This window comes from Massilia sp. CMS3.1 (assembly GCF_051262535.1).
Lineage (GTDB): Bacteria > Pseudomonadota > Gammaproteobacteria > Burkholderiales > Burkholderiaceae_D > Telluria.
Genome location: NZ_JBIMES010000010.1, coordinates 146,781 through 169,325, shown reverse-complemented (window position 1 = coordinate 169,325; position 22,545 = coordinate 146,781). Strand labels below are relative to the sequence as shown.

Annotated in this window: 21 protein-coding genes; 13 read left to right on the top strand and 8 right to left on the bottom strand. The window is 61.3% G+C overall.

The features are described from left to right. Window positions 1–11 precede the first annotated feature (11 nt). Window positions 12–1,034, bottom strand: coding sequence for a CDP-6-deoxy-delta-3,4-glucoseen reductase (locus tag ACHAC9_RS17290; RefSeq protein ID WP_435761592.1), 1,023 nt, complete (start codon window positions 1,032–1,034; stop codon window positions 12–14). Between the two features lie 12 nt (window positions 1,035–1,046). Between ACHAC9_RS17290 and ACHAC9_RS17285 the strand changes: the two genes are divergently transcribed. Further along, window positions 1,047–1,970, top strand: coding sequence for a sugar nucleotide-binding protein (locus ACHAC9_RS17285; protein WP_435761590.1), 924 nt, complete (start codon window positions 1,047–1,049; stop codon window positions 1,968–1,970). Window positions 1,971–2,017: 47 nt separating this feature from the next. Then, the gene (locus tag ACHAC9_RS17280; RefSeq protein ID WP_435761674.1) at window positions 2,018–2,269 is read left to right on the top strand and encodes a hypothetical protein; all 252 of its coding nucleotides are present in this window, start codon (window positions 2,018–2,020) and stop codon (window positions 2,267–2,269) included. 74 nt (window positions 2,270–2,343) lie between these two features. Here ACHAC9_RS17280 and ACHAC9_RS17275 read toward each other — a convergent pair whose 3' ends face one another. The 3 genes from ACHAC9_RS17275 to ACHAC9_RS17265 all read right to left on the bottom strand — a co-directional run bounded on the left by ACHAC9_RS17275 (window position 2,344) and on the right by ACHAC9_RS17265 (window position 7,094). After that, window positions 2,344–3,069: a glycine-rich domain-containing protein-like gene (locus ACHAC9_RS17275; protein WP_435761588.1), complete on the bottom strand. Its 726-nt coding sequence runs from the start codon at window positions 3,067–3,069 to the stop codon at window positions 2,344–2,346. 281 nt (window positions 3,070–3,350) lie between these two features. Further along, on the bottom strand, window positions 3,351–5,180 hold the full coding sequence (locus tag ACHAC9_RS17270) for a CHASE domain-containing protein (protein WP_435761586.1): 1,830 nt from the start codon (window positions 5,178–5,180) through the stop codon (window positions 3,351–3,353). Between the two features lie 159 nt (window positions 5,181–5,339). Continuing rightward, complete coding sequence (locus ACHAC9_RS17265; RefSeq protein WP_435761584.1) at window positions 5,340–7,094, bottom strand: glutamine--tRNA ligase/YqeY domain fusion protein; 1,755 nt, start codon at window positions 7,092–7,094, stop codon at window positions 5,340–5,342. A 192-nt stretch (window positions 7,095–7,286) separates the two neighbouring features. Between ACHAC9_RS17265 and ACHAC9_RS17260 the strand changes: the two genes are divergently transcribed. From ACHAC9_RS17260 to ACHAC9_RS17215, 10 genes are all read left to right on the top strand, one after another. Then, the gene (locus ACHAC9_RS17260; RefSeq protein WP_435761582.1) at window positions 7,287–7,577 is read left to right on the top strand and encodes a DnaJ domain-containing protein; all 291 of its coding nucleotides are present in this window, start codon (window positions 7,287–7,289) and stop codon (window positions 7,575–7,577) included. 23 nt (window positions 7,578–7,600) lie between these two features. Further along, complete coding sequence (locus ACHAC9_RS17255) at window positions 7,601–8,113, top strand: hypothetical protein (RefSeq protein WP_435761580.1); 513 nt, start codon at window positions 7,601–7,603, stop codon at window positions 8,111–8,113. After that, entirely contained in the window at window positions 8,110–8,886 is a 777-nt protein-coding gene (locus ACHAC9_RS17250; protein ID WP_435761579.1) for a hypothetical protein, read from the top strand. The genes ACHAC9_RS17255 and ACHAC9_RS17250 overlap by 4 nt, the downstream gene beginning before the upstream one ends. Before the next feature lie 14 nt (window positions 8,887–8,900). Beyond that, window positions 8,901–9,770 carry a hypothetical protein gene (locus ACHAC9_RS17245; RefSeq protein ID WP_435761672.1) on the top strand — a complete coding sequence of 290 codons (870 nt, stop codon included), beginning with the start codon at window positions 8,901–8,903 and terminating at the stop codon, window positions 9,768–9,770. Window positions 9,771–9,870: 100 nt separating this feature from the next. Then, window positions 9,871–11,100, top strand: coding sequence for an MFS transporter (locus tag ACHAC9_RS17240; protein ID WP_435761577.1), 1,230 nt, complete (start codon window positions 9,871–9,873; stop codon window positions 11,098–11,100). Window positions 11,101–11,252: 152 nt separating this feature from the next. Next, the gene (locus ACHAC9_RS17235) at window positions 11,253–14,048 is read left to right on the top strand and encodes a type VI secretion system Vgr family protein (protein ID WP_435761575.1); all 2,796 of its coding nucleotides are present in this window, start codon (window positions 11,253–11,255) and stop codon (window positions 14,046–14,048) included. Window positions 14,049–14,072: 24 nt separating this feature from the next. Next, window positions 14,073–15,503 (top strand): DUF2515 family protein, encoded by a 1,431-nt coding sequence (locus ACHAC9_RS17230; protein ID WP_435761573.1) that lies wholly within the window; start codon window positions 14,073–14,075, stop codon window positions 15,501–15,503. Continuing rightward, a complete protein-coding gene (locus tag ACHAC9_RS17225) occupies window positions 15,500–16,354 on the top strand; it encodes a hypothetical protein (protein WP_435761571.1) in 855 nt (284 codons plus the stop codon). The genes ACHAC9_RS17230 and ACHAC9_RS17225 overlap by 4 nt, the downstream gene beginning before the upstream one ends. 481 nt (window positions 16,355–16,835) lie before the next feature. Beyond that, the gene (locus tag ACHAC9_RS17220; RefSeq protein WP_435761569.1) at window positions 16,836–17,252 is read left to right on the top strand and encodes a hypothetical protein; all 417 of its coding nucleotides are present in this window, start codon (window positions 16,836–16,838) and stop codon (window positions 17,250–17,252) included. 755 nt (window positions 17,253–18,007) lie between these two features. Further along, window positions 18,008–18,334, top strand: coding sequence for a hypothetical protein (locus tag ACHAC9_RS17215; RefSeq protein WP_435761567.1), 327 nt, complete (start codon window positions 18,008–18,010; stop codon window positions 18,332–18,334). 112 nt (window positions 18,335–18,446) lie between these two features. Here ACHAC9_RS17215 and ACHAC9_RS17210 read toward each other — a convergent pair whose 3' ends face one another. The 3 genes from ACHAC9_RS17210 to ACHAC9_RS17200 are packed head-to-tail and all read right to left on the bottom strand — an operon-like array spanning window position 18,447 to window position 20,272. Beyond that, window positions 18,447–19,697, bottom strand: a complete 1,251-nt coding sequence (locus ACHAC9_RS17210) for a CaiB/BaiF CoA transferase family protein (RefSeq protein WP_435761565.1) — start codon at window positions 19,695–19,697, stop codon at window positions 18,447–18,449. Between the two features lie 33 nt (window positions 19,698–19,730). Continuing rightward, entirely contained in the window at window positions 19,731–20,090 is a 360-nt protein-coding gene (gene speD / locus ACHAC9_RS17205; RefSeq protein ID WP_435761563.1) for an adenosylmethionine decarboxylase, read from the bottom strand. Next, window positions 20,087–20,272, bottom strand: coding sequence for a hypothetical protein (locus ACHAC9_RS17200; RefSeq protein WP_435761561.1), 186 nt, complete (start codon window positions 20,270–20,272; stop codon window positions 20,087–20,089). Before ACHAC9_RS17200 ends, speD begins: the two co-directional genes overlap by 4 nt. Here ACHAC9_RS17200 and ACHAC9_RS17195 point away from each other — a divergent pair. After that, on the top strand, window positions 20,271–20,741 hold the full coding sequence (locus ACHAC9_RS17195) for a hypothetical protein (RefSeq protein WP_435761559.1): 471 nt from the start codon (window positions 20,271–20,273) through the stop codon (window positions 20,739–20,741). The genes ACHAC9_RS17200 and ACHAC9_RS17195 overlap by 2 nt on opposite strands. Here ACHAC9_RS17195 and ACHAC9_RS17190 read toward each other — a convergent pair. Beyond that, window positions 20,730–22,499 carry a cation:proton antiporter domain-containing protein gene (locus ACHAC9_RS17190; RefSeq protein ID WP_435761557.1) on the bottom strand — a complete coding sequence of 590 codons (1,770 nt, stop codon included), beginning with the start codon at window positions 22,497–22,499 and terminating at the stop codon, window positions 20,730–20,732. The genes ACHAC9_RS17195 and ACHAC9_RS17190 overlap by 12 nt on opposite strands. Window positions 22,500–22,545 lie beyond the last annotated feature (46 nt).

Genomic DNA, 22,545 nt, shown 5'->3' with positions numbered 1-22,545 from the left:
GCGCGGTTTCTCTACGCCAGATCCGCTTCCGTCGTAAACGCATCCGCATAAAACTCTTCCGCCGGCAAGCCGCACTGTGCCACGTATTCGTTGCGCGCAGCGTCGACCATCACCGGCGCCCCGCAGGCATACACCTGGTAGGCGGAGAGGTCAGGAATATCCTGCATCACGGCCGCATGCACGAAGCCGCTGCGGCCACCCCAGTGATCTTCCGGCAGGGCGTGGGAAATGACCGGCACGTAGGTAAAATCAGGCAAGGTCGTGGTCCAGGCCTGGCACAACTCGTCCATGTACAGGTCTTGCGGACGGCGTCCGCCCCAGTACAGGACTACCTTGCGCGTCGACTTCAGGTGCATCAGGTGTTCGACCAGCGCCTTGACCGGTGCGAAGCCGGTGCCCGAGGCTAATAACACGATCGGCTTGTCGGATTCTTCGCGCAGGAAGAACGTGCCCAGTGGCCCTTCGAAGCGCAGGATGTCGCGCTCCTTCAGGGCGCCGAACACGTGGTCGGTGAACAGGCCGCCGGCCAGGTGGCGGATGTGCAGTTCGAGCGGGCGCTCGAGGTTGGGCGCGCAGGCGAGGCTGTAGGCGCGGCGCTTGCCGTCTTTTAGCAGGAATTCGACATACTGGCCGGCGCGGTAGGCGAGCGCCTCGTTGGCCGGCAACTGCAGCGTGACGATCGCCACGTCGGGCGCGGCGCGCGTGATCGATTGCACCCGGGTCGGCATCTTGCGGATCGGGTAATCGCTGCTGCCGCCGATTTCGCGCGCCTCGATCACGACGTCGCCCTCGGGCAGCGCGCAGCAGAACAGCGACATGCCCCCCAGCTTTTCCTGCTCGGAGAGGGCGCGCGCCTGGTGCGGCTTGTGCGTCACCGCACCGCCAACGACCTTGCCCTTGCATGAACCGCAGGCGCCGTTCTTGCAGCCGTACGGCAAGCCGACGCCGGCGCGAATCGCGGCCGACAGGACGGTTTCGTCGGCCTCGCACGCAAATTGGGTGCCGCTGGGCTGGACAGTGATCTGGAACGTCATACAATCCTCTAAATGAACTTCAATAATATGAACCACAGCACTACGAAGTGCCACAAAGGTCACCGGCTGGGACGTCCGCGCCTGCTGTTGATTGGCTGCGGCGATGTCGGCATGCGCCTGCTGCCGCTGCTGTGCGCGCGCTTTCGCATCTTTGCGGTGACGCGCGATCCGGACCATGCCGCGGCGATCCGTGCTGCCGGGGCGGTCCCGATCCTTGCGGACCTCGACCGGCCGGCCAGCCTGGCGCGCCTGCGCGGCCTGGCTCCCTACGTCGTACACCTGGCGCCGCCACGGCCGGAAGGCGCTCTCGATCTGCGTACACGCAATGTGACCGCCATTCTACCCGCGGGGGCGCACCTCGTGTATGTGAGCACGAGCGGGGTCTATGGCGATTGCGGCGGGGCGCTGATCGACGAGACGCGCACGGTGGCGCCGAAAAATGCGCGCGCCGCACGCCGCGTCGACGCCGAACGGGTGTTGCGCGCCTGGGCAAACCGCACGGGCGGCAGCGCCGCGATCCTGCGCGTGCCCGGCATTTATGCGCGCGAACGCTTGCCCCTCAAGCGCCTGCGCGAAGGCACGCCGGCGCTGCGCGCGGAAGACGACGTCTACACGAATCACATCCAGGCCGACGACCTGGCGCGCATCGTCGCGCTGGCGCTGTTTCGTGCGCGCCCGGGCCGGGTCTATCATGCGACCGATGACACGCGCCTCAAAATGGCCGACTATTTCGACGCCGTGGCCGACGCCCTCGGGCTGCAGCGTGCGCCGCGCCTGCCGCGCGCCGATTTGCGGCAGGTGGTCTCGCCGGTGCTGATGTCGTATATGTCGGAATCGCGCCGCCTCGACAACACCCGCATGCGCCGCGAGCTCGGCGTGCGCCTGCGCTATCCGGACGTCGGGCAGGCCCTGGCGGAATGGGCGCTGGTAGAATAGCGGCCCTCCCGAAAAGCATTTTACAAAGAGCTACCATCATGACGACCCTGACCTACGAAGCGTTCCTGGACGAAGTAACGACCCTGCTCACCGAGATCTACGAACTCGATGACGCCGCCGCCATCAAGCTGGTCGTGGATGCCCAGGATGACGATTATTTTGTGGCACACGATGATCACGAAGAAATGCGTACCGTCGAGCAGGCAAAAAAAGAGGCGACGGCCTTGTTCGAGGGTAAGCAGAACAAGGTGCGCACCCAGGAGCGGCAGCAGCTGCGCACGCGCCACAAGAAAGCGTAACGCCCCGCAAGCGGGGCGTCAGCACAGGCATGACTGCTGTGTTCCAGCGGTGGCCTGCCGCCGGAACCGCAGGCTCAGGCCGCCAGGGCCAGGGCAGGGGCCCGGCCGCACCAGGCGGTCTGCGCAGTTTCTGCTTTTACCGGAGCGCGGCCGCACCAGGCCGTCTGCGCGCCTTCGGCTTCCACCGGAGCACGGCCGCACCATGCCGTCTGCGCCTCTTCGGCTTTGACCGGAGCTCGGCCGCACCATGCCGTATTAGCCGCCGTGGACACGCCAGCCTCGGGAGCACGGCCGCACCAGGCCGTCTGCGTCCCTTCGGCTTTCACGGGCGCACGGCCACACCATGCCGTATTGGCCGCCGTGGACACGCCAGTCTCGGGAGCACGGCCACACCAGGCGCCTGCCGCGTCATACGAACGCAGATAGGCTTCACCGAAGGTCGCCTCGTACAGTTCGCGCATCCGGTCGCCGGCCTGTCCCTGCACGTCGGCGCCGTCCTCGCCTTCCAGGCCGAGGTAGGGATAGTGGTGTAGGAAATATCCGAAGGCCTGCTCGCAATCGCGGGCATACTTCATCGTGTCGAGGATGTGGTAGTGCCAGAAGGTGTCGACGTCGACCAGCGGCGCGGTCTGCTCGTTCGGGAACGCTTTCATCAGGTACAAGAAGCGGCGATACTCGGTTTCCATCCCATCCGCTTTTTCCAGCGACCAACCTTCGCCGGATTCCTTGTGCATCAGTTTGACTTTGATCGGGTTCAGGTCCAGCGCGGAAATGAGATCGACATCCTTGTTCGAGATCATGATTCATCCTTTAGTTTTGGATACTGCATCGTTTATTTTTGATTGTTTAGTACTAGGTTCGATGAAGTCGTGCTGGCAAATGGTCGATCCTCCTTGGTCGTTTGGGCGTAATTGACGAGAAGCATTGATATGGATTCTCTACCCCAAACTTCAGGAAATCGTTGATTTAACGCAAGTTGAACACCGTCAACTAATTTCTTGTGGTAAATGCGCCTACAGCGACTGGAGGCCGCTGATAGCCCGCTTGCAGGGCCGCCTATGGGTTCCCTTACAGGGAATGCCTACAAGCTGTCGACAGGGGTACGCGTGATGCCGGCCGGTGTGGGCACGGTTGCGATGGAAAGGAGATTCTCGGCCGCCGGGATCGAGACATGCACGGTCGTGCCGGCATTCGGACGGCTGCTGATGACGCATTTGCCGCCGAGTATCCGGACCCGCTCTTCGATGCCGACCAGGCCGAACGAGCCGGGCTTCTGGCGACCCGCCTTGTGCAGGCCGATGCCGTCGTCGCTGACCGTCATCGAGATCGAATCCGGGTCGACGGCGAGTTCCACCCGCACCGACGTCGCGCGGGCATGGCGCGACACGTTGGTCAGCGACTCTTGCAGGATGCGGAAGAGAGTGGTGGCGCAACGGTCGCTCACGTGCAGGTCGTGGTTGTCCGACACCAGCTCGCAGAGGACCCCCGTGCGGCGCTGGAACTCGGCAATCTGCCAGTCGACCGCGGCCGTCAGGCCGAGATCGAGCACATGTGGACGGAGGTCGTTGATGATCTGGCGCACGCTCTTGATCGTGGCGTCGATCTGTTCGAGCATCCAGCGCGTGCGCGCGTGCAGGCGCGGATGGCGCCCGGTGCGCGATGCCAGCAGGTCGACTTCGATGCGCAGCGCCAGCAGGTTTTGCCCGAGGTCGTCGTGGATCTCGCGGGCAATGCGCTTGCGCTCGCTTTCCTTGATGCTTTCCGCATGCGCGGCCAGGCGCCGCAGGTTTTCGTTGGTTCTCTGCAGTTTCGTTTCGCTGGCGCGCAATTCCTTGGTCATGTCCTCGGCCAGCACGATGGCGCGCCGGCGCGAGGAACTCAAGGTCTGGAACAGCGCGTACAGCAAAGCGGTGCCGATCATGCCGGCGAGCATTGCAGCCCAGGGCAGGAAACTGTCGATCTCGGAATACATGCTGCTCTTGCGCACGCTGAAGTCGATATCCCAGCCGCGCCCGCTGACGCCGACCGGCAGCAGCGCCCGGAACACCTTCGCTTCATCGAGCGCCACGCCGGGCTGGTTGTCGAAGTAGATCGCGCGCCGGTACACGCCGGGTGGTCCGCCCGGTTCTTCGATCGGGCTCATGCCGGCGATGACGAGCCGCGTCGCCGCTTGCGGCATGTTGTCGAGCACGCCCTGGGCGAGGCGCGCGACGGAAAAGCCGATGCCGACCGAACCCAGATAGGCGGCGCGGCGCTGGGCCACGTCGCCCAGCGCCATGGCCGGGCGGTAGACCGGCATCCGCATACCGAGGCCGCTCGGCGTGGAGGCGATCCGTACCCGGGTTCCCGAAGTCGATACTTCGCCGGTATCGCGCGAGTGCGCCAGTGCCAGTGCCACCGCGGGACGCGCCTGCAGGTCGACGCCGATGCGGTCGGCCCAGATTGTCCCCGGCTCGATGAAGGTGAGCACGGTGTATTCGGGCCGACGGCCGACGGGCACGATCAAAAAACTGCGGCGTCCGTCGACGTTGCGCAGCATCGTGGCTTCGAAGTCGGCGCGCCCGGCATCGACCACATGGGCGGCGAAATTGATCGTTTCGACGCCGGGAAAATTGTTCGTCATATCGAGCCCCGCCACATAGCGCCGGAACTGGTCGCGCGTGACGGTGTCGGTCGTCAGGAACAGGCTGGCGGTACCGCGCAGCAAGTCAGCGTAGGTCTTGATGCGGCTGTCGAGGATCGATTGCACACTGCGCGCCATGTCCTCGAAGCGTTGCTGAGCGTCATTTTCGATGGCCTGGCTGGTGCTGACATGCAAGCCTGCGCCGACCCCGAGCGACAGCAGGAGGCCCAGCCAGGAGCCGAGCCTGATCGCTTTGGTTCTTGCCAGCCAATCGGCCGTAGTTGCCATAATTCATCCAGGAATCGGAGCTCGTTTGATGTGGATCAGCATCGCGCAACCAGCCCGGAATGAGACCTAGCAGGCCTGATAGGTGAGCAGGCGGCAAAAGTGGACGTAAAAAAATCCCGCCGCGGAAAGCCCGGGGCGGGATGTGCTTCCGAATGGCCTTTACTTGCCCCAGCTATCCTTCAGCGTGGTGACGCGGTTGAAGACCGGCTTGCCTGGTGTCGAATCGACCTGGTCGGCGACGAAATAACCGTGGCGCTCGAACTGGAAGCGTTGCTCGGGCGTTGCCGCCGCCAGTCCCGGCTCGAGATAAGCGGTGATCGTTTCCAGCGCGTTCGGATTGAGCAGGGCTTTGAAATCCTTGCCGCCGGCGTCCGGCTGCGCATCGAGGAACAGGCGGTCGTACAGGCGCACTTCAGCTTCCAGTGCAGATGCAGCGCTGACCCAGGTGATGTTGCCCTTGACCTTGTAGTTGTCCGCACCCGGTGTGCCCGATTTCGAATCCGGGAAGTAATTTACGTGTACAGCGGTTATCTTACCGTCGGCATCCTTCTCGAACCCGGTGCACTCGACCACATAGCCGTACTTCAGGCGCACGCGGCTGCCCGGCTGGTCGCCCACCGGTGGCGTGAAGCGGAAATAGCCTTTGGTCGGGGTTTCCATGAAGTCTTCCTGCTCGATCCACAGCTCGCGCGTAAACGGGAAGGTGCGCACGCCCATCTCCGGATGGTGCGGGTGGACCGGCGAAGTGCAGGCATGCGCCTCGCCTTCAGGGAAGTTGCCTACGATCAGTTTCAACGGACGCAGCACGGCGATCGCGCGCGGCGCTTTTGGATCGAGGTCGTCGCGCAGTGCACCTTCGAGCGTGCTCATGTCGATCCAGCCATCGGACTTCGAGACGCCGATGCGTTCGCAGAACAACTGGATCGATTCGGGCGTATAGCCGCGCCGACGCAGGCCGACGATGGTCGGCATGCGCGGGTCGTCCCAGCCGGACACGATACCTTCGTCGACCAGCTGGCGCAGTTTGCGCTTGGACATGACTACGTACGTTAAGTTCAGCCGCGACATCTCGTACTGACGCGGCACCGGCGGTGTGAAGAAGCCGCCCTCGGTCACGGTGGCGATCAGCCAGTCGTAGAAGGGGCGGTGGTCCTGGAATTCGAGCGTGCAGATCGAATGGGTGATCGACTCGATCGCATCCGACAGCGGATGGGTGTAGTCGTACATCGGGTAGATGCACCAGTCGTCGCCCGTGCGGTGGTGGTGCGCATGGCGGATGCGGTACAGGGCCGGGTCGCGGTTGGTCATGTTCGGCGACGCCATCGCGTCCTCGCTCATCTTCGCGCGCAGGATGTGTTCGCCATCCTTGTACTTGCCGGCCTTCATGTCGCGGAACAGCTGCAAGGACTCCTCGACCGGGCGATTCCGGAACGGCGAATTGGTGCCGGGCGTGCCGAAGTTGCCGCGGTTACGGGCCATGTCTTCGGCGCTCTGGCTGTCGACATAGGCAAAACCTTGCTGGATCAGGTATTCCGCCATCGCGTAGAGCTGGTCGAAATAGTCGCTGGCGTAGTGCAGGTATTCGTCACCGCCTTGTTCCCAAGAAAAGCCGAGCCACTCGACGCTGTCCATGATGGTGTCGACGTATTCCTGGTCTTCCTTCTCCGGATTGGTGTCGTCGAAGCGCAGGTGACAGCGGCCGGTGTAATCGCGCGCCAGGCCGAAGTTCAGGCAGATCGATTTGGCGTGGCCGATGTGCAGGTAGCCGTTCGGCTCCGGCGGGAAGCGGGTGATCACCGAAGGCATGCCTTCGCGCGTGTGGGTACCGGCCGCCAGGTCGTTATCGATGATGGCGCGCAGGAAATTCGACGGGGGCACAGGCGCTGCCGCCGCCTTGTTCTTGTCGTTGCTCATGAATGGTATTTTGGATAGCTAAAGTTAATGGCATTTTACCGTAGACAGCCCGGGCAGGGGCCGCCTATGTGGTGGAGCGCACGGTTCGCCGCGTATGCAAAGTTCATACTGGGGGTACATTGGCCTCACTGAGGCTTTCTATAGGATAATCTCGTTTTGCCGTTGATTCGGCACCAGCCGGAGAGTTCCAAAGTGGAAAATTTATACGCGATTCTCGGCGTCGCGCCGAATGCCAGCGACGAAGAGATCAAGAAGGTCTACCGCTCGCTGGCAATGCGCTACCACCCCGACCGCAACGATGCGCCGGGCGCGGAAGCGCGCTTCAAAGCTGTGACCAAGGCCTACGAGATCCTGTCGGACGCCGCCAAACGCGACGAATACAACCAGAGTGTGAACCACCGCATCGTGCTCGACGCCGAAGCCGAAGCCTTCGAGCTGTGGCGCTCGCTGTTCGCGCTCAACGGCGTCACCTTGCAGGTCTGAGCTCCCCCATTACAGGACAGAACATGAAAAGAGTACATCCCGAATTCGCCTACCAATCGCGCGAGCTGGAGGGCCAGATCGACGGCACGCTGGGCGACCCGCCGAACCGCAAGAACTACACCATGATGGTCGACGCCCTGGTGTCGGAGTATGCCGGCGGATCGGGTATCGACGACGTCAACCTGATGGCCTTTGCCCTGGTCGACAAGATCAAGTTCCTCGATCCGAAGGGCCTGCTGCTCGAAGCGGCCGATTACGAAGGCGATGGTGCGGACAAGGTATTCGCGATGGCCGAATGCACGGGCGAGGAGGGCGCGGCGATGTACGCGTCGATGACGGCAAACCACCCTGAGCTGGCGCGCCAGGCGATCATCACCGCCTTCCTCTACAAGCACCAGCAGCGCTGGGAAGACGACGACCAGTCGCTCGAGCAGCTCGGCAGGAACGACGACGGCGACGACGCGAATGAAGACGAAGAAGGCATGGTCTCGGACGACTTCACCGGGATCTTCGACGGCGAAGGAGAACGCGAATGAGCGACAAAGCCAACCTGCCTGCGCTGACCCGCCAGGTCAGTGAACTGGTGCTGGCCGGCTCGCTGGGGCACGCCGAAGAGGCGTTCTCGAAGGCGGCCGACGAGCACGGCGACTACGCCGTGACCGAAGTGCTGGCGACGCTGCCGCCGCAAGTGACGGCGCTGCACCTGGCTGGCTTCGACGGCGGCAAGACTTCGCTGGCGACCCTGCTGGTGCCGCCGAAAGCCTGGGCCGACAGCCTGGCCTACATGGCCGCGACCTGGCCCGACAACATGATCGAGGACGACCCTGAGCGCATTGCCGAGGGCCTGTTCAACCACGTGCACGGCGTTGTCTACGCAACCGACGACGAAGACCGTCGCCACGAGCTGCTGCTGGAAGCCGCGGCCACCGACCACGGCGCGACCGTGTTCGCGATCCTGTGGTCGCTGGCGCCGAAAGAGATCCTCGAAGTGGCCGGCGAAATCATCTCGAAGGGCCGCTACGTGACGGGCCAGACCTCGTCCGACAGCGACATCGTGCCGATGGCGATCGACCTGGCGCGCGCCAGCGAAGATGGCTGGGAGCGCTCCCTGATCGAGCTGTTCCCGGAATTCCGCCACAGTGCCGAGATGGCCGACGCCGAGTTCCCGGACGACCCGGACGAAGACCCGAACTTCCAGCAGCGCAGCACGCGCGACCTGCTGTATCGCCTGCGCAAGCAGGTGCCGTCAGTGCGCACCATGCCAAGGCGCAGCACGCGCAAGAGCATCGGTTCGGACATCTTCTCGTGAGCGGAACGCCATCGATGCTGCCGGCAATCGTCATTGAAAAGCTGCCGCGCCTGGTCCGTGCGATCAGGCTGCTGCCGACCCATGCCGACGCTGAAGAAGCGATCGGCCTGGCCGACGAGCTCTCTTCGATCACCGCGATGGTGGCCGAGAAGTTCACCAACGACCGCACCGCCGAAGGCATCCAGCGCGCGCTGCTGCTGACGGTCGGTGGCATGTCGCTCGGCCTCGAGCACCTGATCGACGACGACAGCGACGAAACCGCGCTCGACATCCTGATCGCGGACGGCGCCGAGTACGTATTCCAGGCCGGTTTTCGCATGATCCGCGAACTGTCCGCGCTGCCCGAGGACAGCCTGGTCGGCGAATACGACAACGACCCGGTGTATTCTGGCCGGCGGTTAAAAGAGCTGTTCGTCGACATCTGCACCGCCGACCCGGGTGAAACCTGGACCGGCTACGAACGCTACCTGGGCCAGGTGCGCGTTCGCGAAGGCGTGCAGGCGATCGTCAACGCCGCCAGGTGGCTGCGCAAAAACCACTATGAAGGCGCGATTGCCGACCCGGACCTGAACGCCGAAGGCGTGCTCGCGCTGGCCGTGATCTTCGCCGTCGAAGGCGGCACGGTCGTCGCCCGCGCCGGCCAGAAGGATTTCGAGCGCTTCGTGAAATCGGTACGCAAGAACAATCCCGACTACGAGACCGGCTGGGCCGCGTTCCTGGAAAAGGTGCCCGCGCCGCACCGCGCGATCATCGCCGAGCGCGTTGCCTCGTATCGCGACCACTGCACGGTTTTGCAGAGCATCCGTACCAAGGCGCCGATGACGCAGCTGATCGCGGAGCTGGAGAATTATGTGGGGTCGGAGCTCGATACGGAATATCCGTAACGGCTGCATACCTTGAACGCGTGGGCGGGAGAACCCGTCCACCCTACGGCGCGTGCGGACGTTTTTCGGTATCATCCCCCGTCGAGTACCAGGATTGCCCATGTCTTCTCCCGCCATCGCCGCCGGCAGCCTTGAGTTCAAACGCATCAACCGCGCCATGGCCTTCGGTGGATTTTCCACCTTCGCGCTGCTCTACAGCGTCCAGCCCCTGATGCCACTGCTGGCACGCGACTTCGCACTCACGCCCGCCCAAAGCAGCCTGGCCCTGTCGATCTCCACCGCCACGCTGGCCATCTCGCTGCTGATTTCGAGCGTGCTGTCCGAACGCTTCGGACGCAAGCCCCTGATGGCTGCCTCCATGCTCAGCGGCGGCCTGCTGACGCTATTGGCCGCCTTCACCAGCGACTACACCCAGCTCCTGATCCTGCGCGCGCTGCTCGGCTTCATGCTCGGCGGGATGCCGGCCGTGGCGATGGCCTATCTCAGCGAAGAAATCGAAGGCGCTTCGCTCGGCCTGTCGATGGGCATGTACATCAGCGGCAGCGCCTTCGGCGGCATGTTCGGGCGCGTACTGGCCTCGGTAATCAGCGATTTCTGGTCATGGCGTTCGGCACTTGGCGTGCTGGGCGCGGCGGGACTCTACGCGGCCTGGGAATTCTGGCGCAGCTTGCCAGCCTCGAAGCGATTTCGCCCTGGGCAGGGCGGTTTCGGCGGCCTGGTCGAGGGCCTGCGCAGGCATGCACGCGACGCGGGTCTGCCCTGGCTGTTCGCCTTGTCCTTCCTGCTGATGGGCTCATTCGTGAGCCTGTACAACTACATCGGTTACCGCCTGCTCGGCCCGGAGTTTGGCCTGCGCCCGAGCGCGGTCGGCGCCTTGTCCGTGCTCTACCTGCTCGGCATCTTCAGCTCGATCTGGGCCGGGCGCCTGGCCGACCGGCTCGGGCGGCGCAACGTGCTGTGGCTGGTGATGTCGGTGATGTTCGCCGGCCTGCTGCTGACACTGTTCGGCAACCTGGTGGCGGTGGTCGTCGGCGTCGGCCTGTACACCTTCGGCTTTTTTGCCACGCACTCGGTGGCCAGCAGCTGGGTCGGCCGCCGTGCCAGGGCCCCGCAGGCGCTGGCCTCGGCGCTCTACCTGTTCTTCTACTATCTCGGCTCGAGCGTGGTCGGCTGGTTCTGCGGCTACGTCTGGGAACACGGCGGCTGGCCGGGCGTCGTCGGCCTGCTGGGTGCCGTGCTGCTCGGCGCCATGCTGATCGCATTGCGCCTGCGCGGCCTGGCGCCGCTCGACGCCACCCCGTCCGTCGTTCCCGCGCCACCACCCGCCTAAACTCGGCGCAGTGTTGACGCCAGTCAACCAGTACCCACCATCGCCATCTTTACGTCCGGTAGCATTGACGGTTGGTAAGCAGAAATGCTTGCGGTCGATTCTTCCGACGAAGGAGTTCGCGAGATGGCAATGCACTTCCCGCTGGCCGACGCATGAACGCGCCCGGCTTTCCCACCCTCGGCCTGTTCGGTACAGGCCTCTCCCAGCATGCACGGCTCATCACCCTCACCAGCGGCCAGGGCACCGACCTGCCCGAAGCGCTGGCGGCCGAACGGTTCGACGGGCGCGAGGCGCTCAACGAGCTCTTCTGCTTCGACATCGATGCACTCAGCACCTCGACCGACCTCGATATCGTGCAGTTCATCGGCGAAGAACTCACGCTCGAGCTGTTGCAGCCCGACGGCAGCCAGCGCGCCTGGCACGGGCTGTGCACCGGCGCCGCCTGGCTCGGCGCCGATGGCGGCGTCGCCCGCTACCGCCTGCGCCTGGAGCCGGCGCTGGCGCTGCTGGCGCGGCGCCGCGACAGCTACATCTTCCAGGACAAGAACGTACGCGACATCGTCACCGAACTGCTGGCCGACTATCCGCAAGTCGAGTTCGATTTCGACCTGACCCAGGACTTGCCGGCCCGCGCCATCTGCACCCAGTACCGCGAAAGCGACCTTGCATTCTTCGTGCGCCTGCTGGCCGCGGAGGGCCTGAGCTGGCGCTTCGAACACGAACCCCAGGGGCGGCACCGCCTCATCATCTTCGACAGCCGAGCGCAGGCACCCGGCACGCCAGGCGGCGACATCATCCGCTTCCATGGCGTGCGCGCCACCGAGCGCGACGATGCCATCGACGGCTTCAGCGCGCGCCGCCAGCTCGCCGCCAACGCGGTCGCCATCAGCAGCTGGGATCCGGCCCAGCTGATCGCCCCGGCGTTTGAGCAGCGCTCGAACGTGGATGCGGGCGAACTGCCGACCTTGTGGCTGTTCGACGGCAGCGGCGAACGTATCGCCAGCACGCGCGATACTGCCGATACGCACAGCGAACTGATGCTGCAGGCGCTCGAGTTCGAGAACAAGGTATTCGAGGGCACGGGCGCCGCGCGGCGCCTGGCCGCGGGACACGGCTTCCAGCTGACCCAGCACGACCACTATCCCGCGGGTGGGAACGCCTTCACGGTGGTGTGGGTGCGGCACGAGGCGCGCAACAACTTCGATACCGGTATCGCGGACGCTACGCGCGGCGGCATCGAAAAAGGCAGCTACCGCAACAGCTTCGGTTGCGTGCGCGATACGGTCGCCATCGTCCCTGCGCTGACGGCCGCGCCTTGTGAAATCACTGCACCCGGCGCGCAGTGCGCACTTGTCGTCGGGCTCGCCGATTCCGTCTCTACCACTACCCGTGACCACCAGGTCCGCATCCAGTTCGCCTGGCAGCGTGGCAGCCGGCCCAATCCTTGCGGCCTCGCCCATGACACTGACCAAAAGGGCTGCGCGCCGGGTGACGACCGCTCCGGCACCTGGGTGCGCGTTGCCGAAGCCCTCGCCGGCCCGAACTGGGGCACCTTGTTTACGCCACGTGTCGGGACCGAGGTATTGGTCGATTTTATCGAGGGCGATATCGACCGTCCCGTGATCGTGGCCCAGCTTTTTACCGGATCCGATCTTCCTCCGTTTGCCGCCGGCGTCGCGTCAGGCGTCGACCATGCGGGGACGCTGTCGGGCATCCACAGCCATAACTTCGATGGCGGGGGCTACAGCCAGTGGCAGCTCGATGACACGGCCGGGCAGGTACGCACGCGCCTCGCAACCAGCACGGCCAGCACGCAGCTGAACCTCGGCTACCTGATCCAGCAAGCGCCGGGATCGGCGCAGCGCGGCGCCTGTCGCGGCAGTGGTTTTGAACTCCGCACCGATGCGTGGGCCAGCGTGCGCGGCGGAGAAGGAGTGCTGCTGTCGACCAGCGCACGTTCGGAGCAGGGTTGCGGGGTCACATCGACGCAGATGGATGCGCTGGAAGCGGTATCCCTGCTGAAGGGCGCGCAGGCCCTGGGCAAGACGCTCGGGAACGCGGCAGCGCAGCAGCAGGCGCTGTTGAGCAAGGATGCGGCGGCGGCGCAGTCAGGGTTCATCGAACAGGTCGACCCGAAGGCGAAGGGGAAGTATGCCGGGGCTGTGAACGGACAGACGGCGCTCAAGAGCAAGCGTGGATCACGCGATCTCGACGCTGAACAGCCGGTCGAGAAATTCGGTGCGGCGGTCGTGCTGATGGATTCGGCGGCCAGCATCAACTGGGCCACGCCTGCTTCGACGCTCATCTACGCCGGACAGCAGCTGACCTGGACCACACAGTCGGACCTGCACATGACGGCCGCGCATACGGTGTCGTCGGTCGCCGCCAATGCGGCCAGCTTGTTTACGCACGGAGGAGGTATCCAGGCGATTGCCGGGAATGGACCGGTGTCGCTGCAGGCGCATACGGATGGGCTGGAGATTTTGGCGGACAAGGAGATCACGGTGATCTCGGTGAATGACTGTATCGAGATCAAGGCGAAGGAAAAGATCGTGCTGCAGGCGGGGCAGTCGGCGATCACGCTGGAGGGCGGGGATATTACGTTTGCTTGTCCGGGGAAGTTTTCGGTGAAGGGGGGGAAGCACTTCTTTGATCAGCGTAAGAATGCGGCGGCTGTGCTGGAATCGCTACCGACTCGCTTGGCGACCGTATCAAAGGAAACAGCCGAGGAACTGCGTACTCCGCAGTACGACGAACAGGTCGTCTACAAAGATACGCACGGCGACGCGATCGCAGATATCCCTTTCCTCCTGACAAATAAGGCTGATGACAGTCAGCGCCTAGTTAATAATACATCAGCGGATGGCGAATTGGATCGCCTCGTCACACCGAGCGCGCAGCCCATTGAATATGCTCTGCGATATGCAGAGTTCAATGTCAAACAGTAACTCGAAATTTTGTGAGGGCGGATAATGGCCAAGATTGAAGAGAAGGGCGTATCGATCGAAGTCCTCGGGACATGTACAACGAATACAACGGAAGGCTCAAAGCACGACGCAAAGGTCGAGTATCGGCATTTATGGTCGTATGCGCAGCAGGCAGCGCTTATTGCGGTAAGCGACAAGAATAGTCAGGACGGATCTTATCACCTCATCTCGGACCCGGAGCGAAGGGCAAAGCGCATCGCCGCACACTACGCACATCTGTACTTTGAAAGCGCTAAAAAGTCCGACACTAAAATCCAGTTTTACTGGCCCGCATTAGCAGCGTTCGTTGTTAAAGACATCGTTGAAGCGTATCGATTCGCACGTGAGGACGTACTGCACCGGGAATGGAAGAATATTGCAAGCGCCGTTCGAAACTCCAGCGCGTCCGATATCGGCAGTCTCCTCATGACCGAGGACTCGCCTTACCAACACGTTTTGCGCACTTACAGCGCTTTGGCGAAAGGAAATCTATGGCTGTTCATGGATATTTACCCCTGGCTCTGGTTTTTTTTGGAATATGTCATCAATGCTGATGGAAGTCTGCAGAACAAGCGGGTAAATGCTTGTCTAGTTGAACGAAATTGGAATACGTTTCAAAAGGCGACAAAGCGGGCGGTAGAGGAACTGCCTTTTGGCCCTAATTGGATGCGGCGACTTGCCAATAAAATAAGCAACGATGCAGTGTACAACAAAGCTGCCGAAAAATTTAGCGTTGTTCCGGAATGGTCCAGTGTAGTTGGTTACGGAAGCCACACCGTGATGGCCCATCAGGCGCATAATTATTGTCGCGTTCATATTAAAGAAAACAACATTGGGTATAGGACGCCTCCAGGAGAATACTGGGGGAAATTCAAGGAGGCGTTTTATGTTATGGAGTCCGAGCATCTCGAGCTAGGCCGTATGTGCAAGGATTCGGCTGCACTAGCGACCATCGAAAAGCTAAGAGATTTCCGTTCAACCGAGGCGATCTCTACGACTTACTCGCAGCTCATCAGGGAGCACGGTGCGCCCAATAAAGCTGCGCGGCAAGCAACTCAATTGAAGGAGCTGATTGCCATTGCCGAGCAAGAACAAATAAATGTGTTGCAGCCATTAATATACGCTGATCCCCTCCTCAAAACCACGATGGATGTTAATCATCGTTTCAGTCGCTTAACGAACGGCTGGTTGTCTCCAAAATTCAATTTTATATACCGCGCGGATGCGAGAAACGTTGATCCGGAACTAGAAACTGTGTTCGATGCTTCAAAATCGCTTATGGATCGATTATCAGGCCCAACGAAAAGTTTGCCAAACAAAAGTGACCGAATGAACTTCGTGGCGGAAATCGCTGCAGACTTTGATCGACTTATGCGTACAAAACGCAGCTTCATGGAAGATGAGCTCAGAAAAATTTGCGGCTGGCTGAACGCATGAGTAAGGAAATGTGGATAGCGGTTTTCGTTGTAATCTCTCTTGCGATTGTAGGTTTTATCGATTTTAAGGCGAATGACATGCTAGAAATTAAATTTGAAATGGGAAAAAACATTCATGAAACTGCCAAGCGGAGTGGGGCGCCCGAGTATGCAACAAGAAACGTTGCTGGGCTCGTTAGCTACAAATTGAGTGATTTACCATCTAATATCGCACTCGTATATGACGTCCCAGGTTATAAGATTAACTCATTGCCAATTTTCGGGTTTACACTATACGCGGATAAGGACAGTAATAACAACTTGGCTGTCGAGGCAGCCAGTCTCCAGTTTAATGCGGACACAATTAATTCGCACGAATCTGCTAACGCTTTTGTGGAACTGTTGACTACGCAATTTAACGGAGGGAAATGGAAGCAGTTTGTTCCTGAGTTATGTCCCGCCGTAACGGGTCGTTCGTCTTTCTTGGACGAGGAGGAGCAGGTTGATCAAATATGGAATTGTCCACTTGATCCGAAATACCAGATTGCGATGGATGATTGGGTTAAATTGATGGTAATGACTCAGAATTTTCAATGGATCGGTGATGGCGTTCTTGCAACTCTTACTGTCGGATTTAGTAATGGTAGTCGGGGAATTACTTATTTAATCCGGCTGGAGTTTGAGGATCTTTCTACAAAGGCACGTAGAGAAAACAAAAGTGAACGCGAGGAATTAGAGAAGGGTGATTCTGAAGGCAGGAATAGCTCTGCCAAGCACATCGCCGAAGTGATGAAAGCAAAGGCTCGAATAGCTCGTCTCGAGGAAAATGCAATAAGACGCGGAGACCCGCTTCTTTCCCGTGAACATAGGTAAAAATGCTCTAGCACTAGTACGCGGAGACGCAGTTCTTCCTCGCCAAGACTCGGTAACAGTGTTTTCACATTTTCAGTGACGAATGATTATTCCGTCTTGCTGTACGCTCCGTATCTGACCAAGTTCGTAGCACGTGTATTCTAGGCTTGAGACATGGAGAAGAAGACGCGCTAGAAATAAAACTTTGGAAGTCAAAATGAAGCATTTCGTTACTTTAATGATCTAAATTAGCATATGCATCACGATGCTTATTCAGATTTCAGGAGCTAATCAGATGAGTGAAGTACAGTTAAATATCGGTATGAAGATTATTGAAGCATCGAAGGCAAGCGGAGCGAGAGGCTATTCCTCACAAAATATCGAAGGCTTGCTTATGTATGACTTCAATCTGTGTCCTGAGGTCCCCGTGCGATACGCCAGGCCTGGCCATGAGATCACTGTCTCGCCAATATTTTAATTAACACTTTATGCGGACAAGAAGATGAACAATAACATTGCTATCCAAAGTGCTTCTTTGCGAGCATCGACGCGCACAATCAAGTCCCACTTCGCTGCGAAGGAGTTCGTGGAGGAATTAAAACTGCAGTTTAAAAAAGGAAGATGGCAGCGGTATATCGACGAGCTATGTTCCGCTCTGACCGGTCGATCTACATTCCTCAATGAAATCGGGAAGATCGAGCAACTAGAAGCATGTGCTCTTGATCCAGATTACAAACTGTCTGATAAAGAGTGGAAGTTTTTAATGCAATCAACGCAAAATTATGAGTGGATTGGAGACGGCGTGTTAGCGAAGTTAACGGTTGGCTTCAACGATTTTGTGCGGGGCCTGGAGTATCCAGTCGATTTTGACTTTGATGATTTTTTGTTAAAACTAAGAGAGGCAAAGAAAACCTTTTAGAACAGTTATCTGCAGGGGATGCGAAAGGTTGGCGAAGCACCGAAAGTCATCTGAAAGATATGACTGAGATGAAAATGAAAATTGCAGTTATAAAAAAAATTCTATACGTCGAGGAGATGAATTAATCCTGCGTCGATAAGCAGGCCGTTGCCCAGGCATTACGCAGTTACTCCTTCGGTTTATCCCAGAAGCGGGGCGAAACGTCTAAGGCCGTTCAGCACGGGCCTTTAAATTTTTCAGTAGCATTGCTTGTCCTAAAAGGAAAAGATGAGGTTTCCAACAGTTTTCGTGATCGGTTTTGTATCCGGCGTTTCTGCTATGGCGGTATGTATTTTTTTATGGAACGCTGAAAAATAACTAAGGTGCACACATTAAATCAACCATTGATTATTACGAGTGATCATGCTGGGAACGCTTTGCATATGCTTCCGGTCGGCACGACGCTTTATTTTGATCGAAGTTTTCCTGAAGGTTTCACACGTTACAAGGTATATGTCAATATCGATCGTATGCCTCTTACTCTCCGCAAACTACCCGACTCAAACGAAATTGAACCGATCGAGGCTCGTGCGTTCTATAAGCCCTAAGCGTTGTCACGCGAAATGTGTATGTAAAACAGGCATCTACGGCGATGTTAGTTCGGGCTCGTAATGGATGTGTTTTAGCCTGTTGATGCCAGCTAACGCACACCGCGCGCACGCCTTTTTGATCCAGCGCTAAAATCAATCCTCTCACTTCATGTTGAGGAGTTGATCATGCTGCAAGCCAACGAAATCCAGCAGCGCTACAGCCACCTGCAGCAGACCCTCGGCGAAGCCGAGCAGGCCTGCAAGGCGTCGCAGGACACACCGCCGGAGATGCGCGATTGTATCGAGCGTATTTCACGGGAGCTGAATCAGGCGCGCGATGTAATGCAGTCGAACGATGAGGCACGCATCGTTCAGTGCGTCGACAGCCTGGAAGACATGGGCGACGAGGCCAAGCGCATCAGCCGGTCATCGCCGCACATGCCGGCGCACCTGGAGGCGGTCGTCACCCGCGTGCACGCCGAGCTGTCCGACTTCAAGCACAAGCTGCACTAAGCGTTTTTCACCATCCGAGATGCCGGTTTAACGCAGGACGCGCCAGGCCGGCGGACACGGAGCACCACACGCCGACATGCACGCATGTCGGCGTACCAAACGGCCCGGCCGCTTACACCACCCCTTGCGCGCGCAGCGCCGCAATCTCGTCGCCGGTCCTGTTCAACACATCGCGCAGCACTTCGTCGGTGTGCTGGCCCAAGAGCGGCGGCGCCTTGTCGCTTGTCGCCGGTGTACCCGACATCTTCATCGGACTGCGCACCAGGGTAACCTTGCCGGCTGACGGATGCGCCAGCTCGACCGCCATCCCGCGCGCCTGTACCTGCTCGTTCGCGAACACTTCGCCGACGTCGTTGATCGGCCCGCAAGGCACGCCGACCGCTTCCAGCAGCGCGATCCATGCGTCGCGGCTGCGCGTAGCCACCATCTCCGCCAGCAGCGGCACGAGCACGTCGCGATGCTGAACACGCAACGGGTTCGTTGCAAAGCGCGGATCGACAGCCAATTCAGGGCGGCCCCCGGCTTCGACGAATTTCTGATACTGGCCGTCGTTACCGGCGGCGACGATGATGTGGCCATCAAGGCAGGCGAAGGTCTGGTAGGGCACGATGTTGGCGTGGGCGTTGCCCCAGCGTTGCGGCGCCTTGCCGCTGTTGAGGTAATTGCTGCCGACATTGGCCAGCATCGCCACTTGCGTATCGAGCAGCGCCATGTCGATGTACTGGCCTTCGCCGGTGCGATCGCGGTGCGTGAGCGCCGCCAGCACGGCGATCGTCGCGTACATGCCGGTCATCAGGTCGGTCAGCGCGACGCCGGCCTTTTGCGGGCCGCCGCCCGGCAGTTCGTCGCGTTCGCCCGTCACGGACATCAGGCCGCCCATGCCCTGGATCAGGAAGTCGTAGCCGGCGCGGTGCGCATACGGGCCATCCTGGCCGAAGCCGGTGATCGAGCAGTAGACGAGGTCCGGCTTCACGGCTTTCAGCGACGCGTAATCGAGCCCATAGCGTTTCAGCTGTCCAACCTTGTAGTTCTCGATCACCACGTCCGCATGGCGCGCCAGATCGCGGATCAGGTCCTGTCCCTCGGGACTGGCGATATCGACCGTCACCGAGCGCTTGCCGCGGTTCGCCGACAAATAGTATGCCGCTTCGCTCGTGTTGTTCCCGTCGGCGTCCTTCGCATATGGCGGACCCCAGGCGCGGGTGTCGTCGCCGCAGCCGGGGCGCTCGATCTTGATCACGTCGGCGCCGAGGTCGGCCAGGTTTTGCGAACACCAGGGGCCGGCCAGCACGCGCGACAAGTCGAGCACGCGGATATGGCCCAGTGCCTTGGGCGCGCCACCTACGTTAGCGGAAGCTATCATGATGTTTTTCTTGCCAGGTTGGTCGAGCCGCGATTATAGCTGGCCGCGTTCGACGGTCCGCACGGACCGCGACTGCGGCTGCAGGCTCGCTTCGATCAGGTCGAGCGCCAATGCGGGGCGCGCCGCGCCGCACATGAAAATGTCGGCCGCTGCAAAGCCGACCTCCGGCCAGGTATGGATCGAGATGTGGGATTCGGCCAGCAGCAGCACGCCGGTCACGCCCATGCCGGGACCGAAGGTGTGGAAGTGGCTGTGCAGGATGCGCGCGCCCGCTGCCAGTGCCGCTTCGCGCAGCAGGGCGTCGATGCGGCCGGCATCGGTCAGCAGGTCGGGCGCAATGCCGTGCAGGTCGGCGAGCAGGTGGATGCCCGCCGGGCGATGGGGCGTCGTCACTTGTTGTCCCCTCCTGCCACCCGCCAGTTGAAGGCGCCCACCGCATGGATCACCTGCGCCTGATAGTCGTACTGGCGGCGGTAGGTGGTCTGGTCGAGGCTGACCGACAGCGCGTCCGGGTCGGCCGGCTGCGGCCAGCCATCGAGCACAGTGGCACCGTGGATGGTGGCTAACTTCATCATGCACAAGGCGCCGCGCGAAGAGGGCGACCTGCCGCTGGCCTGGGACAACGTGGTGCAGTCCGAGCCGGGCCTCGGTTACGTGGTGTCGGCCCACCAGGACATTCGCGTGCACAGCGCCGAGCGCAGCGTGTTCACCGCCTATCTTGCGCTGTCGGATCGCAGCCCGGCAGAGGCGCGCGCCTGGATGCAGAAGGCGGCGCCCGACGAATTGATCGCGCTGGCGAGCATGGACTTGAAAGCAGCCTATGGCTGGAAGCTGGCGCCCTGCGTCGAGCGCGTCGACATCACCTTGCGCGCGCACGCGATGGCGATCCCGGCACCGGGTTTTCGGTCGAATGCGGGACTGGCGGCCTTGCGCGACGTGGATGGCCCGATCCTGTTCGCGCACGCCGACCTCACGGGCTTTTCGGTCTTCGAGGAAGCCGCGCGGTGGGGCTGGCGCGCGGCCGAATGCGCGCTAGGTGCGTGAACCGGGTTCGCGTAACCCGGCATCATTGAGCTGCTCGGCGAACAGATCGCGCTCGCGGTCGACGATGTTGTCGACGGTGCGCTCGTCCAGCCCCATCGCTTCGAGCACGAAGGCCGACAACTGCAGGCTCGCCTCCAGCGTTTCCGGCACCACGACAGTCGCGCCGGCGCGTTTCAGCAGGCGCGCCTGGCGCTCGTCGCGCGAACGCACGAACAGCGGCACCTCGGCAAATTCACGGCGGATGCCGCGCACGGCCTGCATGGCCGACGCCGGATTGTCCATGGTGAGCACGATTGCCGGCGCCTGGTCGGCCTGCACGAGGCGTAGCAGCTCGGGACGCGCGGCATTGCCGAAGTAGACCGGCATGCCTTGCGCGTGCAATTTCGAAACCAGGGTCGCGTCGTTTTCGAACGCGATAAAAGGGATGTTCTGGGCCGTCAGCAGCTTGGCCAATTGCTGCCCGACGCGCCCGAAGCCGGCGATGATGATCTGGCCGCGTTTCGAGGCAAATGTACCCTCGTGGTGCTGCGCTTCACGCTCGCGTACGGCGCGCTCGCCGCCGTCGCCGATCGCCCGTCCCAGGCGCGCCAGCAGTGGCGTGATGAACATCGACAGGCCGACAGCGAGCATCGCGCTGCTACCCAGACCGGAGTCGAGCAGCTTCGTGCTGACCGCGTAGCCGAGCACGATGAAGGCAAATTCGCCACCCTGGGCAAGCAGCAGCCCACCCTCCATCGCGCGGCCCCATGGCAGGCGTCCGGCGCGAAACAGCAGCGTCACCACCAGCGCCTTGATCAGCACCAGGCCGCACACGGCCGCGGCCAGCCACAAGGGCTCCGCCACGATCTGGCGCGTGTCCATGCCCATCCCGACCGTCATGAAGAACAGGCCCATGAGCAGGCCCTTGAACGGCTCGATCATCAGCTCGACTTCGTGCCGGAACTCGGTCTCGGCCAGCAGCAGGCCGGCGATCAGCGCACCCAGCGCCATCGACAGGCCGGCGGCCGCCGACAATCCGGCGATGCCGAAGGTACTGAGCAGGATCAGCGCCATGAACACGTCAGGCTGACGGTGGCGTGCAAAGGCCTTGAACAGCGGCGGGATGATGCGTCCCCCCACGATATAGATCAGGGCGATGGCGCCGCCGGCTTTGGCCAGCGTAATGAGCGCCAGGGTCGCGGCGCCGTCGCCGCTGCCGCGCGCCAGCACGCTAATGACCACGAGGATCGGCACCACCGCCAGGTCCTGCAGCATCAGGACGGCAAACGCCGCCTGCCCGAGGCGGCTGCCGCTGCTGTTTTGCTCGCGCATCAGCTGCATCACGACGGCGGTGGAAGAGAGCGACAGCACCAGGCCGAGGATGGCGGCGGTGGCAAAGGACTGGCCAAGCAGTATGACGGCCCCGCCGATCAGCGCCGCGCTGGCCAGGACCTGCACCGTGCCGGCGCCGAAGACCCAGGCCCGCATCGCCCACAGGCGCGCCGCCGACAGCTCGAGTCCGATCATGAACATCAGGAACAGCACGCCGATTTCGGCCAGCATCGAGATGCCCTGGCCGCTGGGGAAGGTGAGCCAGGCCAGCCAGGGGAACTGCGCTGCGAACAGGCCCAGGCCGAACGGGCCGACCAGCACGCCGACCGCCAGGAAGCCAAGCACCTGGTTGATGCGCAGCCGCTGCAACGTGGGAATGAGGATGCCGGCGAGGATCAGGAAAAGGATGATTTCCCGGATAAACGGAAAAGCGTGTTGCTCTTGCACGGGTGGGAACCTTCGAGGTTGGGGAGGGCGGCGTCATTGTATAGCG

Excerpts from the sequence above, each read along its gene's own strand:
- ACHAC9_RS17220 (WP_435761569.1), top strand. The coding sequence starts at position 16,836 with ATGAACAATAACATTGCTATCCAAAGTGCTTCTTTGCGAGCATCGACG.
- ACHAC9_RS17275 (WP_435761588.1), bottom strand. The coding sequence starts at position 3,069 with ATGATCTCGAACAAGGATGTCGATCTCATTTCCGCGCTGGACCTGAAC.
- ACHAC9_RS17290 (WP_435761592.1), bottom strand. The coding sequence starts at position 1,034 with ATGACGTTCCAGATCACTGTCCAGCCCAGCGGCACCCAATTTGCGTGC.
- ACHAC9_RS17200 (WP_435761561.1), bottom strand. The coding sequence starts at position 20,272 with ATGATGAAGTTAGCCACCATCCACGGTGCCACTGTGCTCGATGGCTGG.
- ACHAC9_RS17245 (WP_435761672.1), top strand. The coding sequence starts at position 8,901 with ATGCTGCCGGCAATCGTCATTGAAAAGCTGCCGCGCCTGGTCCGTGCG.
- ACHAC9_RS17270 (WP_435761586.1), bottom strand. The coding sequence starts at position 5,180 with ATGGCAACTACGGCCGATTGGCTGGCAAGAACCAAAGCGATCAGGCTC.
- ACHAC9_RS17210 (WP_435761565.1), bottom strand. The coding sequence starts at position 19,697 with ATGATAGCTTCCGCTAACGTAGGTGGCGCGCCCAAGGCACTGGGCCAT.
- ACHAC9_RS17240 (WP_435761577.1), top strand. The coding sequence starts at position 9,871 with ATGTCTTCTCCCGCCATCGCCGCCGGCAGCCTTGAGTTCAAACGCATC.
- ACHAC9_RS17195 (WP_435761559.1), top strand. The coding sequence starts at position 20,271 with ATGCACAAGGCGCCGCGCGAAGAGGGCGACCTGCCGCTGGCCTGGGAC.
- ACHAC9_RS17250 (WP_435761579.1), top strand. The coding sequence starts at position 8,110 with ATGAGCGACAAAGCCAACCTGCCTGCGCTGACCCGCCAGGTCAGTGAA.
- ACHAC9_RS17235 (WP_435761575.1), top strand. The coding sequence starts at position 11,253 with ATGAACGCGCCCGGCTTTCCCACCCTCGGCCTGTTCGGTACAGGCCTC.
- ACHAC9_RS17255 (WP_435761580.1), top strand. The coding sequence starts at position 7,601 with ATGAAAAGAGTACATCCCGAATTCGCCTACCAATCGCGCGAGCTGGAG.
- ACHAC9_RS17215 (WP_435761567.1), top strand. The coding sequence starts at position 18,008 with ATGCTGCAAGCCAACGAAATCCAGCAGCGCTACAGCCACCTGCAGCAG.
- ACHAC9_RS17285 (WP_435761590.1), top strand. The coding sequence starts at position 1,047 with ATGAACTTCAATAATATGAACCACAGCACTACGAAGTGCCACAAAGGT.
- ACHAC9_RS17225 (WP_435761571.1), top strand. The coding sequence starts at position 15,500 with ATGAGTAAGGAAATGTGGATAGCGGTTTTCGTTGTAATCTCTCTTGCG.
- ACHAC9_RS17265 (WP_435761584.1), bottom strand. The coding sequence starts at position 7,094 with ATGAGCAACGACAAGAACAAGGCGGCGGCAGCGCCTGTGCCCCCGTCG.
- ACHAC9_RS17230 (WP_435761573.1), top strand. The coding sequence starts at position 14,073 with ATGGCCAAGATTGAAGAGAAGGGCGTATCGATCGAAGTCCTCGGGACA.